We start from the raw sequence: 14,407 nt of genomic DNA, 5'->3' as shown, positions 1-14,407 counted from the left end.
TTGTATGATTCTCCTTTCATTCGAACTCTACCACTCCGATGTATGGCAGATTTCTGTATTTCTGGGCATAATCAAGACCATAGCCCACAACAAACTCATCCGGAATATTGAAGCAGCAGTAATCCACATCAACACCTTCTACAACTCTGCGGTCTGGTTTATCCAGCAGGGTACAAAGCTTCACGCTGTTCGGATTACGTCTTTTCAGAACATCCAGCAGATAGCTTAATGTTCTTCCGGAATCGATAATATCTTCTACAACAAGAACTTCTTTATCTTCAAGAGGCTGATCAAGATCCTTCACGATCTTTACAACTCCGCTTGATTTGGTGTCATCTCCATAGCTGGAAACAGACATAAAATCAAGAGTTACCGGTACTGTGATTCTCTTAGCCAGTTCACACATAAAGAACACTCCGCCTTTAAGGACACAGATCATGTGAATTTCTTTGCCCTTGTACTCTTCACTGATCCTAGCTGCAACTTCGCAGATTCGTTTTTCCACTGTTTCCTCATCCAGTAAAACTCTGATCTTTTCACTCATGGTTATCTTTTCCTCCTTGGTATTGTATTTCCAATATTCTCCTGGTTCTGGGAGTAATTTTATAATTTCCGTTTATTCTGCCTCCCACCACCCACAAAACCTCTGAGCCGGCTGTCAGAAGTAAGATCCTGTCTCTTTCCTCTGATGGAATCTTCTCATCTATGAAATAACGGTTCAGCTTCTTATGGCTTCCTTTATCATCCACAATAAGATAATCTCCCGGTCTTCTGGTCCGGATGGACAGTTCCTGTTTTATTTTATCATAATCCAGCCATTTCGTATACGTTTTTTCTTCAATCTTCTGTCCTTCATTAAAAAATATTTTTATCTGAAACTGCTGATCAGATAAATTTTTTCCCAGATCAGTATCCTGTATCATACTCTCTGGAACCTCCTGGAAAAAAGCAGACTCTGACCGCTCCCACTGGTCTGCCTTTCCAAGCAGGATTCCTCCATAAGTCCTGCGTGCCACAAGACCATAGGGAAGATCTATCCTTTTTCCAACCTGCAGCCCCAGAAGATTTTTCACACCATTCACATGCACAGCCGTAAAATCTTTCCGTTTTCCTGCCAGTTTCTCCAAAACCTGCAGAATACCATAAGATGCCACGAATGGCTCTTCTTTCCACAATTCCTCAGAAATGAAAATTCCCTGTTCCCGCTGCTGCCCGTACTTTTCCACAAGTACCGCACCCTGGCGGGACAAATATTCTTCTGCTTCACTTACCAGACGGGCAGCTTCGGCCATGTGCCGGACCACCGCTGGATTGACCTGCTCTTCCAAAAGAGGGAGAACCTGATGGCGCAGCTTGTTTCTGGTGTATTCGTCTGTCAGGTTGGTGCTGTCTGTCACATAGGGAATCTGTTCTTCTATTAAATAATTCACAATTTCCTGTTTGCTTAAACATAAAACAGGACGGATGATCTCACCTCGCACTGGCAGAATACCAGCAAGCCCCTTAAGTCCGGTTCCCCTGCATAAATTATGAAGCATGGTTTCCACCACATCATTTTCGTTATGGGCAAGCGCTACCAGTACCCGGCCCGTCTCTTCCACATTCCTGCCTGAACCTTCCAAGCATTCCTCGAAACGCCTTTCTTGAAGCTTTTTCCCAAAATCCCTTTTCGCACGCATAAATGCCTCCTGCCTTACCCTACGCCCGGCTTCCTCAAGCCCCATCTTCCACTCCCTGGCAAGCTGCGGAACCGGATAATGGTAGGATAAAAAGGGGATGTTCCACTTCTCACAGGTATCCTTTACCAACCGCTCATCCCGGTCAGCCTCCGCACCACGGATTCCATGATGTACATGTACCGCGCACAGGGAAAAAGCGGTCTCTTCTTTATATTTATTCAGCATCGCCAGCATCGCCATGGAATCCCCGCCCCCGGAAACTCCTGCAAGTATTATGTTGCCCTCTGCTATCATGCTGTGTTCTTTAATATATGCTTTTACCTTCTGATACATACTATGTCTGCCCCTGTATTGCTTTTTTCTTTATATAAATTTACATTCCGCTTCGCTAAGAAATGTTCCTCTGCCCTGGACTTACTTTTTCCACATCCCGGCCACCAGCACAGTCATGTCATCCCTGGCTGTATAATCACTGTATCCCAACACCCGTTCTAGTATTCCTCTGCTCATTTCCTTAGGCGTCTCTTCATGGATGTCCATGATGATCTCTTTCATTGTTTCCTCTTCCCGCATAGCTGGAAGCGCATCCAGTACCCCATCCGTCATCATGATCAGATAGTCACCATGGTACAGTTTTCTGGATGAAGTCTCAAAATCTATCTGCTGCATCAATCCTGCGGCCAGACTTTCGGAAGAAATAGCTTCTACCCAATGATCTCTCTTGATAAAAGTAGCAGAAGCTCCAGCCTTCAGGAAATTGCAGATTCCAGTATATAGATCCACAGCACAGATATCCACCGTGGAAAAATTTCCCTCCTGTCCTTTCATCACAAGTGCAGAATTTACCAGCTTCGCCGCTGTTTCCTGGGAAAACCCGGATTCCAGAAGCTGCTCCAGAAGCTCTACCACTTCCTCACTCTCCCTGTTGGCATCCATGCCAGAGCCCATACCATCTGAAAGGCACATAACAAAGCGTCCTGCGTCCTCCTGTCTGCAGATATAATTATCCCCGGACACCTTCTCCTGTTCCTTGGTAAGCTTTGACACCCCATAAAGGATCTGATAGCTTACATCCTCTACAAAATGGACCGTATGATACTCCCCATTGACAATTCTTCTGCCACCACTGGAAGCAGCCATGGGCGTCTCAAATTCCCTGGATAACAGCTGTGCTACCTCATTTACAGAAATGCACTGCCCGCTTCTTGCCCGCATGGTAAGGAAAATCTGTCTCCTGCCTTCCACTTTATCCATTACCCAGGCCTGCTTCAACACAATATGACGTTTCCTTAGCAGCTTAGAAAGCTTCAGTTTCAGCTGAGGATCCGCAAGAGAGATATCATACAGGTCTTCCGCCACCATATCCATGATCCTGGACATTTCCTGAAGCTGCTGCGCCACTGCCAGGCGGCTCTCGATCATCCGGTTATCAAAAAGAAGCTGCTGCCGCTCCCGCATATAAGCATTTCCAAGGGTCTCGTAATACTGGGAAAAGCGGCTGCATATACTCATCCAGCTGCTTTTCGCTTCCTGCAGCTTCTCCTGGGTACCTTCTTCCATGGAACGGACCAGATGCTCGCTTCCCAGATACATATCCTGTGACCGTGCTCCCCAGCACATCTCTCTCTGGTAACAATGGCTGCATACCTCATCGCATGTTTCCTGTATGATTCCCTCCACCTGGCCACTGCTCAAATAATCTTTCCGATAGGGCAATCCGTAAAAGCTGTCTGCAAGCTTCCGAAAAGAAGCTGCATACCGCTCAACTTTCTCCTTCTGGGGATTTTTCTCTTCGGCTGGCTGTTCCGCCTTAAGGAAACTTCTTCCCCTGAAAAAAGTTTTTGCCATGTCCCGCAGCACCAGCAGTACACTGATTACGAGCATGGCAATGATCCATTCCTGCATATTCTCCCCTCCCCTTTCAACCCTGACATCATTATACGGGATGGGTATGAAAATATATGTCAAACAAAGACGGCGATTTCAAAAAATATATCGTCAAAAATTTCTAAACTTCGTGGTACTCTCTCTGAAAGATAACATCTCCACTATTTCTCTTCCTGGAAAATAATCTCATTCTCCTTTACAAGTCCAAGCTTCTCCCGGGCAATCTGCTCCGCGTACTCATCGGTAAGCATATATTCTTTCTGTTCTTCAATCGCCTGGGTACGCGCCTGTTCTTCCTCGATCTGCTGGCTAAGCGCCTCTGCCCTGGTCTCATAACCTGCAAGAGACTCCTTAAGATCCAGGCTCTGTACCATAAGGGACAGCATAAGTATCAGAACGATCAGAGAAATACCGAACATCCCGAGATGATTATACCCTATTGTCTTTTTTCTTCGCTTTTTCCCTGATTTTCCCAAATTTCCTGCCTCTTCTCGTCCGCAAATGTTTTCCAGTACTATTTTTGTACTGATTTGCAGATTGTCTAACCAAAATTTTACAACGTTTACCACAAAATAGCAACCTGTTTATATATTTTTTTGAAATTTTTTTTATAAATCTGACAGGAACCTCCAGGATTATATAGCAAATTTTTTCAAATACCGGTCTTATTGTCAGATATGTAAGAACTGCTCCTGATAGGATACCCAAAAACAGAAAACTTCTCAATACCCCCTGGTTTATCTGGTAAATCCTTACAAAAATCAGCAAACCTGCTGCCAGCCAGTAAAAAAGGTCAAATATCCCAACTGACGCCGGACTGTGAACAAACAGCCTTCTCATTATCTGGAGCAGACTATAACAAAGCAGCAGTCCTGCTCCACCTATAAAGGCTTGTGCAAAAAGCCAGACCTCATTATAAATATAAGAACTCACAGTCTAGCGGAACAGCCTTGTAAAAAATGGTTCTTCTTTTCGCGGGGAATCTTTAGACAAATAGACAAGAGAATCCACATGTCCGGCAAGAGCAGCTTCTCCTTTTTCCAGATTCAGTCCTTTCACATGAAGCTGGCTGCCTCTAATCTGCAGCCGTCCGTCAGCAGTCTGAAGGAGGATTTCTTTCTCATCAAAAGAGATCACATCCTTCACACCTGTGACAAATGCTTCTTTCCTGTTATCCAGAGTCAGCTTATGGGAATGCATAACCTTTTCTTCCAAATCCCTCTCTCCCGAATATGTGGGTTCACAGATAATCTATGAAATTTACTACAAAAATATAACCAGACAGTTACTGCCGCACAGGACTTTCATACTAAACGGACATGTCTGCTTACGCAGACATCACCATAAATGAAAGTCGATTGCTCCGCGCCTATGGCGCTCCCACAATCGCTGACTGTATTCGTAATCCGGGCTATCGCCCTACTTACTCATACAGTCTAGCCTGTGCAATATCCATAAATCCAACATGCAAGCATGCTGGATTCATGGCTGCTGCACAGGACTTTCATACTAAATATATCTGTACAGGCTCTCCACTTCTTCTTTCTTCACAGTTTCCTTTACATCCAGCACTTCCACTTTCACATTGCGGCTTCCAAACTGGATTTCAATGGTGTCTCCCATTTTCACCTGCACAGAAGCCTTGGCAGGCTTATCGTTCACCAGGACTCTGCCTGCATCGCAGGCCTCATTGGCTACGGTTCTGCGTTTGATCAGGCGGGATACCTTCAAAAATTTATCTAATCTCATACTCTTCTCCTGTAATTTAATCAAAAAAAGAGGGAACCGAAAAAGTTCCCCCTGGCAAAAGCCTCCGCTATTTATGCGTTTACCATATCTTTTAAAGCTTTACCAGCTTTAAACTTCGGAGCCTTGGAAGCCTCGATCTTCATGGTCTCACCAGTCTGAGGATTTCTTCCCTCTCTGGCTGCTCTCTCGCTGACTTCAAATGTACCAAAGCCAACTAACTGAACTTTCTCACCTTTTTTTAATTCTTCTGATACAACGTCGATGAATGATTTTAAAACAGCTTCAACGTCCTTCTTGGACAGATTGGTTTCTTTCGCCATAGCTGCTACTAATTCAGTCTTATTCATGGTGTTTCCTCCTCTAAAGATTCTTCTATCTATATATATACCTTTTGCCCTGTATTGTCAAGGTTTTTGCGTCAGAAAGGGTATTTTCCAAAGCATTTTCCGGGGAATTCTCCCCATAGTTCTCTCTGTGCGATCACCTTTTCCAGTTTTTCTGTATTCTTACCGGATATCCACGCTTTATTGTGGGAGAAGTAATAATTTGCCAGTTTCCAGTACTTTTCGGGATACATAAAACGTATTTTAAGGTTTTCCCATTCCTCTTCCGAAATGTGACGTATTTTTTCGTACTGCTCCAGCATTTTTAAGGCCAGCGAAACATCCCAGTTGTATTTTTCCAGGATTTTACGCATAAAGCAGTACAGATCACTGATCTGAATGTCAAATCCAAAGTGGCCAAAATTTGTTACTGCGATCTGTTTTTTACAAAGAATCACATTATGCTGGTTATACTCGCCATGGCATACCGCTCCATTTTTTTGTGCCTTGTCCCGGAGCTTATCATAGTCAGACTTTACAAGTGTTTCCAGCGCTCTTTCTCCTTTTTCCAGGAAATACTCCACACTTCCCAGAAAACTTTTTTCAAATCTGGCACTGGCACCTTTCCTGCGCACAAATTTGCGGATCTTGCGGATTTCCTGATTATGTCGTGTATACTCTTCCACAAGAGAACGCACTGCATAGGAATCATCCACAGGCATATTCATAAACTTATGTATTCTTGCCAGAGTCTGCACACTTTTTAGAATATCTTCCCTAGACTTTGTATCGCATTCATGACCTTCATACCACCTCTGAAGTGTATATGGAATATTGTCTTTATCGCGGGTAACCAGAGAACCTTCCTGATTTTCGATAAAAGTATCCACCAGACAGCCTTCCTCAGAAAGTTTTTTTAAAAGTTCCTGCTGAAAAAGCAATTTTTTCTCTGAGCCATGAAATTCCCGGATAAGCAGACTTCCCTGCTCTGTCCTGCATAACAGCGCACCGCGGGTCCGGGACGAGGATTTCGCTTCTATCCCATACTGGACCAGGGTGCTGAGACCATAATCATACAATAAAAATCCCCCCGTCACTCATATATACAAACGGTTTTTTTATACCTTCTATCTTATGAATGGGAGGGATACGTTATTCTCTTTATCTTTAACCGTTCAGAGCCAAGGGGATTTATGCGCAAGTTACCTTTAGCCCTTCTCAAATGCCAGGGAAAGAAGCTTCTCTTTCTCATTCAGCCTGGGATCTTCCAATACCGCATCCAGCAGCCTGTGAAGCACGGTTCCCATTTCTTTTCCAGGCTTCATTCCTGCCGCGATCAGATCACTTCCAGTAACTGCAAGCCCTTTCATAGAAACACATTCTCCTTTTTCCAGGATTTCTTCCCAGGTTCTTTTCACGCCAGCCTGCCGGGCAGCTTTTTCTTCCCCGCGGTAGTCGCTTTTTGCCTTATTATCCGCATACTGGACCTCCATCCACATGGGGAAAAGATCTTCACCTACTGTGTTCACTGTTTTTCTCACATCAGCGGGTTCCGGGGTTGGGCGCAGATCATGCCACCGGATCAGACGGCTTACCTTCGCAATAGTGTCGTTATCGAATTTCAGACGGCGGAGAATTTCTTTAGACATTTTTTCCCCTGCAACAGCATGGGTTTTAAAATGATCCCTGCCATTTTCATCTGTTTTTCTTACTACTGGCTTCGCTATATCGTGGAGAAGCATCGTCAGCCGGAGTACTTTATCCCCACGGACATACAGAAGGCTGTGAAGAATGTGTTCCCCTACATTATAACAATGATGAGGGGTGTTCTGAGGTGTCTCCATGCAACGGTCAAATTCCGGAAGAAACTCTTTCGTAACCCCAGCCTCATAGGCGATCCGCAGATAGTCCGGATGGGGGGATACCAGAAGCTTTACCAGCTCTACCTGAATCCGCTCTGCACTCACATGCTTCAGATTTGGTGCCAGTACAGAAAGTGCCTTTCTCGTTTCTTCCTCAAGAGAAAAGCCAAGCTGGGCAGAAAAACGGACGGCACGCATAATTCTAAGTGCGTCCTCTGTAAAGCGTTCCAGCGGATCACCTACACAGCGGATTACTTTATTCTCCAGGTCTTTTTGACCATTGAAAAGATCCACCAGGCCTTTTTCAGGATTATACGCCATAGCATTGATAGTGAAATCACGCCGCTTCAGATCCTCCTCAAGACTGGCGGTAAATGTTACTTCTTTTGGATGGCGCCCATCTTCATATTCCCCATCCACCCGATAGGTCGTAACCTCAAACCCTTCTTTATCCAGCAAAACCGTTACCGTTCCATGTGCGATCCCGGTGTCTACTGTTCTTCGGAACAGATTTTTCACCTGCTCTGGCTTTGCAGAGGTCGTGATATCCCAGTCATTTGGCGTCCTTCCAAGAAGTGCATCACGGACACAGCCTCCTACTGCATAGGCCTCAAATCCGGCATCTTCCAGAGTATTTATAATAATTTCAACTTTTTGCGGAATTTCAAATTGCATCTGGATCACCTGCCTTAAATAAAATGGGGCAAAATAAATTTGCCCCTTTTGTATTACTGGACACAATGTGAACAGTAACCCTTAATCTTTAATAAGCACGTCCCCAATATACCATCTTCTTGGCAGGTTTTCCACAGCATACACATACGTCGCTTAAATGCTCCTGCTCAAATGGCATACATCTGGAGGTTGCCTGAACGTCTTCTTTAATCTTGTCTTCGCACTCACGGTTACCGCACCACATAGCTTTTACGAAACCAGGTTTTGTGTTGATAGTTTCTTTAAATTCCTCGTAATTTGTTGCTACATAAGTATGAGCGTCCCTGTGAGCTCTTGCTCTTTCAAGCATTTCCTTCTGCATGGTATCCAGAACTTCCTGAACCTTAACTGCAAGCTCTTCGAATTTCACAATGTATTTCTCTCTGGTATCTCTTCGGCAGATAACAGCCTGTCCGTTCTCAATATCCTTCGGACCACACTCGATTCTTACCGGAATACCACGCATTTCCTGCTCTGCAAATTTGAATCCCGGGCTCTTGTCTGTAACATCAGCTTTCACACGGATTCCAGCTGCTTTCAGGATCTGTGTCAGCTCATCAGCTTTCTCCAGAACGCCCTCTTTTCTCTGCTGGATCGGGATCACAACTGCCTGGACAGGTGCAATTCTTGGCGGAAGTACAAGTCCGCTGTTATCGCCATGAACCATGATCAGGGCACCGATCATACGGGTAGTCATTCCCCAGGATGTCTGATGTACATACTGGAGCTGGTTATTTTTATCTGTATACTGGATACCGAATGCTCTTGCAAATCCGTCGCCGAAGTTATGGCTGGTTCCGGACTGGAGTGCCTTTCCATCGTGCATAAGGGATTCGATTGTGTAAGTAGCCTCTGCACCTGCAAATTTCTCTTTCTCTGTCTTCTGACCTTTGATAACCGGAATTGCCAGTACTTCCTCACAGAAGTCCGCATACAGATTCAGCATCTGGATGGTACGTTCTTTCGCTTCCTCAGCTGTAGCATGCGCAGTATGTCCCTCCTGCCATAAGAACTCACGGGAACGTAAAAACGGACGGGTTGTTTTCTCCCATCGTACTACAGAGCACCACTGATTGTATACCTTCGGAAGATCTCTATGAGACTGGATCTCTTTCTGGTAAAAATCACAGAAAAGAGTCTCGGAAGTAGGACGTACACAGAGACGCTCCTGAAGCTGGTCAAGTCCGCCATGTGTTACCCATGCTACCTCCGGTGCAAATCCTTCTACATGATCTTTCTCTTTATCCAGAAGAGATTCCGGAATAAACATTGGCATATATACATTTTCTACGCCGGTCTCTTTGAATCTGCGGTCAAGCTCTTTCTGGATATTCTCCCAGATTGCATATCCTGCTGGTTTGATTGCCATACATCCTTTTACACTTGTGTAGCCGCACAGCTCTGCTTTTTTTACAACATCAGTATACCACTGTGCAAAATCCACATCCATAGATGTGATGGCTTCTACCATTTTCTTTTCTTTTGCCATGATTTTTCTCCTTTTTTCATTTTCATACAAATTCTGTCAGGGGCAGAAAGCTTTTCCTTTACATAAAAAAAGACCTTCCATCCCTGTAAAAGGGACCGAAAGGCTTCGGCGGTACCACCCTGATTAGCACCGGATTAACGGAATTTCATTCCAATAGATATATTCCACTGCTCACTCAACATTCCTGGTAACGTAGGACATACGCCGTACTTCAATCATACGGAGCTCCGAGGCCGGTTCCATGACTTGCGCACAAAATCCTCACACCATTGCCTTACGGCTGGATTTCTCTCTGGGATTGCTCCTCATGTACTATTCTCTTCATCGCTGTTTTCATATAAACAAAATTTTCTATATCGCCTGTTAGACGTGTTTATTTTATGCGAATTTTTTGCTCATGTCAAGTACAGAAATAAAAATACCCGAAACTGTTCAGAGACAACCTCCAGAATGTTACAAATACCCAGACAAACAGGTGCACGTCAGCTGTTTGTCTGGGTATTTTCTTTTACTTATTCAAGGTAAACAAATTCTCTAGTATCGTTTTCTTTTCAAACTGATTATTATATTCCAAAATATCATATTCATCCATCAGCTTCTGATAATTATCTGGAAGATCATCAGTTGCATACCAGTTTCCATCTTTATCACAGACAGCTCCAACCCCAATGATCGGAAGCTGTTCCTTCAGATCCATGAGGAACTGGTTATAGCCTGGCATTTCAAGTCCTGCCAGTTTCATCACATAACTGCCAAGATAATTCGAACTGAAATCTTCCTCCACTGTCTCAGATGGATAATTCGTCCAGATTACATAAGGTGTTGTGTAATATTTCTGGCTATCAACAAGATCCAGACTCATTCTGTTTGCTCCAAGAACCTGTGCCAGGAAATCCTCCTCGATTTTCGGCCAGTGATCACCAAACATAACGATCATGGTAGGTTCATCAACCTTTTCAAAATATTCCAGTAATTCCTTAAATGCTGAATCAGACTCTCTTGCCAGAGATAAATAAGTTTCTGCCAAAGGATATTTCTTATCATAATTAAGCTTTACTTCTGCATCAAAAGATCCTCTGCTGCTTACTGTATAACCGCCGTGATTCTGCATCGTTACACAGAATGTAAACAATTTTTCATCTGGATCTTTATCCTCATAAACACTGATCAGTTTTTCAAATGTAGCTTTATCGCTGACATATTCACGAACTAATTCCTGATGCTCATCTCCCCAGTTTTCAAGACTGATAAATTCATCAAATCCCATACTTGGATATACAGAAGCACGATTCCAGTTATGAGCCTTGTTCGGATGCATTGCAATAGTATAATATCCCTGTGCTTTTAAAATATCTGCCATACCATATTCCGGATCACGGATATATAACTGATACGGTACACTTCCAGATGGCAGAAAGCTCATACTATTTCCTGTAAGTGCCTCATATTCTGAACGTGCCGTTCCTGCTCCAAATGTAGGAACATGTATCAGTCCATGCTTTACATTCTTATCCAGACTTCTTATGTATGGCAGAATTTCCATATTTGACTTAACTTCACCTATGCTTTCAAAATCCGTAAGGCTCTCATTCATGATCATAATGATATTCTTTGGAGTTATCGTTTCAGGATCTGATGCTGCGGCAGAATCATCTTTCTTCTCTTCAATCTCATTGGCATATTCTTCTGCTTTTTCCACTGAATATCCGTCTGGCTCCTCTATATAGATATATTGGGTTTCCCTTGTAAGCGTATAAATATATCCTTTTCTTTTATATTCCTTATTAATATTCCATAAAGAAACCGGTTCCAGTTTATGCATGATTGGCAAAAAAGATACAATAACTGCTGCAGCCAGTACAGCCAGCACTCCCATTCTTGCCGCAAAATTCTTTTTGGATTTTTTCCCCAGCTCCAGTGTCTGGAATCTGGAAAGAAACTGTGCAAATGCTATGGAATAAACGATCGGTATCCCCAGCATTAAAGGAATCTTAAATTCATATTCCCCGACAACTTCAGCAGCAGTTCCCATCCCAACAATGTCAAGAACAACAAATGGTTCTCCACGAAATTCCATAACAAAGTAATTGATCATTACCAAAATCACTACCAGGTAACAAAATACTACTGAAGCAGTTTTTATTTTTCTAAAAATAAGGATCAGAACTCCCAGAAGCAGATAATAAATTATCAGATTCGTAAAAATATAAAACCCTTTCATGGAAAGTACTCTTTTTACTAATCCTGTAAAGGTAGAAACTGATCTTCCCCTAAATCCTGTCAGCCAGGAAATCATCTGTACAAAAACCAGCATAACAGGAGGTGTTATTACAAGAATAACTCCATCTGCAATCTTAAAAAATGATTTTGATTGCATCCTTTTGGAAAGCTTCTCTCCAAATACCAGAAATATAACAAAAATCACATTTCCCAAAAGAATTAAAAAAAGCTTTTTCTTATCTGCAAGATTAATACCATCTTCACTGCTGGAAAGGGTATAAATAATCAAAAAATCAACCAGCAAAAGTACTGCTGTACTAAAAACTGCTCCCGTGACCTTTTTCCAGCTACCAGTTTTTAACATACCTGTATTTACACTTATATTTTCATTCGTATTTTTCACAACCGACCTCATCTTACACCGTAAGCAAAATTTCTCTTTCGGTTCTCTTATACTGATAATAACGCACACCAGCTGAATCCAGCATTCTCTTGGATGCCAGAACAGACGGAGTGCTTGCATATTTATCACTGTCATAAACTAACGTCTTGATTCCTGCCTGAATGATTGCCTTGGCACATTCATTGCAGGGAAAAAGAGTTACATACATCTTTGCCCCTTCAAGGCTTCCTCCCCGGTAATTCAGAATCGCATTCAGCTCACTATGGGTCACATACAGATATTTGGTGTCCAGCGGCTCCCCTTCCCTTGCCCATGGGAACTCATCATCTGAGCAGCCTTTCGGAAAACCATTATATCCCATGGAAAGGATCTTATTGTCTTCACTGACAATACACGCTCCCACCTGGGAATTCGGATCCTTGGAACGCATTCCGGAAAGCATGGCTACCCCCATAAAATATTCATCCCAGGTCAGGTATCCTTCTCTTTTGTGGTTCAAATTTACAGCTGCACTTACTGGCGCCATCTGCACATTTTTTTCCATAGGAAAGCACTCCTTTCTATTCGGTCTCAATCTGGGCGATTCTGCGCATATGTCTTTCTTCTCCTGAAAATGGAGTATCCAGGAAAGTGTCTACGATCTTAAGAGCAAGTCCAGGACCTACTACGCGTCCGCCAAGTGCCAGAATATTTGCATCATTATGAAGTCTTGTAGCCTCAGCAGTAAAACAGTCTGTGCAAACTGCTGCACGGATTCCCTTAATCTTGTTCGCTGTAATAGAGATTCCTATGCCTGTTCCGCATACCAGGATACCAAGATCACATTCTCCGTCCAGAATAGCATGTGCAACCTTCTTTGCGTAAATCGGATAGTCTGTTGACTGAGTACTATGGCAGCCGTAGTCCTTATATTCAATCTTTCTCTCTTCCAGATGTTTCATAATTTCCTGTTTCAGTTCAAATCCACCATGATCACAACCTAATGCTATTCTCATTCTTCTTCTCTCCCTACCTTGATAATTTTGTGTCCGGCTGCTTTTAACAGCCTGTTCATGATAGCCTGTCCCATCTTAGGGGTATAAAAGGCTTCTGAATAAATTTTACTTACCTGGCACTGGTCAAATTCACGCAATACCTCGTAAAGATTATGTGCAATGGTCTCCTCAGCTTCCCTGCTGCCAATGCATTTCACAATTCCCAAAGGATATTCCGATATAGTCTCCTCTGTAGCAATAATTCCTGCCTGAAGTCCATTTGTCTGATCTTCTTTTACAAACTGATTAATGGCATTTATAACATCTTCTGTGGAGCCTTCCACTATAGTAAGATCTGCCTTTGGCGCATAATGCCGGTATTTCATCCCCGGTGCCTTAGGGTGAACATTACTGTCAGACTTTATCAGGCCTTTATCCATCCTTACATCCCCAAGAACCTCCTGAAGCATTTCCAGGGAAATATATCCAGGTCTTAAAACCACTGGAACCTCTTCAGTAAAATCTACGATTGTAGATTCCAGGCCGATTCCCACAGGCCCCCCATCAATGATCATATCAATAGCATCCCCAAGATCCTCTTCCACATGCTGCGCTGTAGTCGGGCTTGGTCTTCCGGAAGTATTGGCACTTGGTGCAGCCACATATCCCCCGGCTGCCAGAATCAGCTGTGCGGCAATCGGATCACTTGGATAACGCACTGCCACACTGTTAAGACCACCTGTCGTTTCAAGTGGAACCAGATCTGATTTTTCAAAGATCATGGTAAGGGGACCCGGCCAGAATTTCTCCGCCAGAATCTTAGCCTTTTCCGGTACAGTTTTCACAATGGGAGTAAGAGCCTTAAGCTCTGCAATGTGTACGATCAGCGGATTATCCGATGGGCGTCCCTTGGCTGCATATATTTTTTTTGATGCCATAGGATCCAGGGCATTTCCACCAAGTCCATAGACGGTCTCAGTGGGAAATGCAACCAACCCACCTTTTTTTAATATTTCTCCACCCCGGGCAATGGCTTCCTGGTCAATTTCCTTTGCCGTCATGGTTACAATCTCTGCTTTCATTCTAATCCAGCTTTCTTTATTTTGG

Annotated in this window: 15 protein-coding genes; all 15 read right to left on the bottom strand. The window is 43.5% G+C overall.

Annotation, left to right across the window (positions count from 1 at the left end; translation table 11 throughout):
• Positions 1–16: 16 nt before the first annotated feature.
• Positions 17–544 carry a hypoxanthine phosphoribosyltransferase gene (gene hpt, locus ACTQWB_RS06605; protein WP_441501178.1) on the bottom strand — a complete coding sequence of 176 codons (528 nt, stop codon included), beginning with the start codon at positions 542–544 and terminating at the stop codon, positions 17–19.
• A complete protein-coding gene (tilS, locus tag ACTQWB_RS06600) occupies positions 537–2,012 on the bottom strand; it encodes a tRNA lysidine(34) synthetase TilS (RefSeq protein ID WP_441501177.1) in 1,476 nt (491 codons plus the stop codon). The genes hpt and tilS overlap by 8 nt, the downstream gene beginning before the upstream one ends.
• 81 nt (positions 2,013–2,093) lie before the next feature.
• Positions 2,094–3,584 carry a SpoIIE family protein phosphatase gene (locus ACTQWB_RS06595; protein ID WP_441501176.1) on the bottom strand — a complete coding sequence of 497 codons (1,491 nt, stop codon included), beginning with the start codon at positions 3,582–3,584 and terminating at the stop codon, positions 2,094–2,096.
• Between the two features lie 143 nt (positions 3,585–3,727).
• Positions 3,728–4,042, bottom strand: a complete 315-nt coding sequence (locus ACTQWB_RS06590) for an FtsB family cell division protein (RefSeq protein WP_441501175.1) — start codon at positions 4,040–4,042, stop codon at positions 3,728–3,730.
• A complete protein-coding gene (gene yabQ / locus ACTQWB_RS06585) occupies positions 3,996–4,499 on the bottom strand; it encodes a spore cortex biosynthesis protein YabQ (protein WP_441501174.1) in 504 nt (167 codons plus the stop codon). The genes ACTQWB_RS06590 and yabQ overlap by 47 nt, the downstream gene beginning before the upstream one ends.
• A gap of 3 nt (positions 4,500–4,502) precedes the next feature.
• Entirely contained in the window at positions 4,503–4,781 is a 279-nt protein-coding gene (yabP, locus tag ACTQWB_RS06580) for a sporulation protein YabP (protein ID WP_441501173.1), read from the bottom strand.
• A gap of 294 nt (positions 4,782–5,075) precedes the next feature.
• Positions 5,076–5,315 carry an RNA-binding S4 domain-containing protein gene (locus tag ACTQWB_RS06575; RefSeq protein WP_441501172.1) on the bottom strand — a complete coding sequence of 80 codons (240 nt, stop codon included), beginning with the start codon at positions 5,313–5,315 and terminating at the stop codon, positions 5,076–5,078.
• Between the two features lie 71 nt (positions 5,316–5,386).
• Complete coding sequence (locus ACTQWB_RS06570; RefSeq protein WP_117851504.1) at positions 5,387–5,662, bottom strand: HU family DNA-binding protein; 276 nt, start codon at positions 5,660–5,662, stop codon at positions 5,387–5,389.
• Between the two features lie 71 nt (positions 5,663–5,733).
• The gene (locus ACTQWB_RS06565) at positions 5,734–6,717 is read right to left on the bottom strand and encodes a CotS family spore coat protein (RefSeq protein WP_441501171.1); all 984 of its coding nucleotides are present in this window, start codon (positions 6,715–6,717) and stop codon (positions 5,734–5,736) included.
• 129 nt (positions 6,718–6,846) lie between these two features.
• A complete protein-coding gene (locus ACTQWB_RS06560; protein ID WP_441501170.1) occupies positions 6,847–8,175 on the bottom strand; it encodes a CCA tRNA nucleotidyltransferase in 1,329 nt (442 codons plus the stop codon).
• 88 nt (positions 8,176–8,263) lie between these two features.
• Entirely contained in the window at positions 8,264–9,703 is a 1,440-nt protein-coding gene (gene proS, locus ACTQWB_RS06555; protein WP_441501169.1) for a proline--tRNA ligase, read from the bottom strand.
• A gap of 508 nt (positions 9,704–10,211) precedes the next feature.
• Positions 10,212–12,326: an LTA synthase family protein gene (locus tag ACTQWB_RS06550; protein WP_441501168.1), complete on the bottom strand. Its 2,115-nt coding sequence runs from the start codon at positions 12,324–12,326 to the stop codon at positions 10,212–10,214.
• A gap of 13 nt (positions 12,327–12,339) precedes the next feature.
• Positions 12,340–12,870, bottom strand: a complete 531-nt coding sequence (locus ACTQWB_RS06545) for a deoxycytidylate deaminase (RefSeq protein ID WP_441501167.1) — start codon at positions 12,868–12,870, stop codon at positions 12,340–12,342.
• A gap of 16 nt (positions 12,871–12,886) precedes the next feature.
• On the bottom strand, positions 12,887–13,321 hold the full coding sequence (gene rpiB, locus ACTQWB_RS06540) for a ribose 5-phosphate isomerase B (protein WP_441501166.1): 435 nt from the start codon (positions 13,319–13,321) through the stop codon (positions 12,887–12,889).
• Entirely contained in the window at positions 13,318–14,382 is a 1,065-nt protein-coding gene (locus ACTQWB_RS06535) for an L-threonylcarbamoyladenylate synthase (protein WP_441501165.1), read from the bottom strand. The genes rpiB and ACTQWB_RS06535 overlap by 4 nt, the downstream gene beginning before the upstream one ends.
• Positions 14,383–14,407: the final 25 nt, after the last annotated feature.

The sequence above is a fragment of the Blautia sp. HCP3S3_H10_2 genome, assembly GCF_052122375.1.
Taxonomy (GTDB): domain Bacteria; phylum Bacillota; class Clostridia; order Lachnospirales; family Lachnospiraceae; genus Blautia_A.
This window is presented reverse-complemented; position numbering and strand designations above follow the sequence as displayed.

Coding starts and splice junctions, on each gene's coding strand:
- hpt (WP_441501178.1), bottom strand. CDS start 544: ATGAGTGAAAAGATCAGAGTTTTACTGGATGAGGAAACAGTGGAAAAA.
- tilS (WP_441501177.1), bottom strand. CDS start 2,012: ATGTATCAGAAGGTAAAAGCATATATTAAAGAACACAGCATGATAGCA.
- ACTQWB_RS06595 (WP_441501176.1), bottom strand. CDS start 3,584: ATGCAGGAATGGATCATTGCCATGCTCGTAATCAGTGTACTGCTGGTG.
- ACTQWB_RS06575 (WP_441501172.1), bottom strand. CDS start 5,315: ATGAGATTAGATAAATTTTTGAAGGTATCCCGCCTGATCAAACGCAGA.
- ACTQWB_RS06570 (WP_117851504.1), bottom strand. CDS start 5,662: ATGAATAAGACTGAATTAGTAGCAGCTATGGCGAAAGAAACCAATCTG.
- ACTQWB_RS06560 (WP_441501170.1), bottom strand. CDS start 8,175: ATGCAATTTGAAATTCCGCAAAAAGTTGAAATTATTATAAATACTCTG.
- proS (WP_441501169.1), bottom strand. CDS start 9,703: ATGGCAAAAGAAAAGAAAATGGTAGAAGCCATCACATCTATGGATGTG.
- ACTQWB_RS06545 (WP_441501167.1), bottom strand. CDS start 12,870: ATGGAAAAAAATGTGCAGATGGCGCCAGTAAGTGCAGCTGTAAATTTG.
- rpiB (WP_441501166.1), bottom strand. CDS start 13,321: ATGAGAATAGCATTAGGTTGTGATCATGGTGGATTTGAACTGAAACAG.
- ACTQWB_RS06535 (WP_441501165.1), bottom strand. CDS start 14,382: ATGAAAGCAGAGATTGTAACCATGACGGCAAAGGAAATTGACCAGGAA.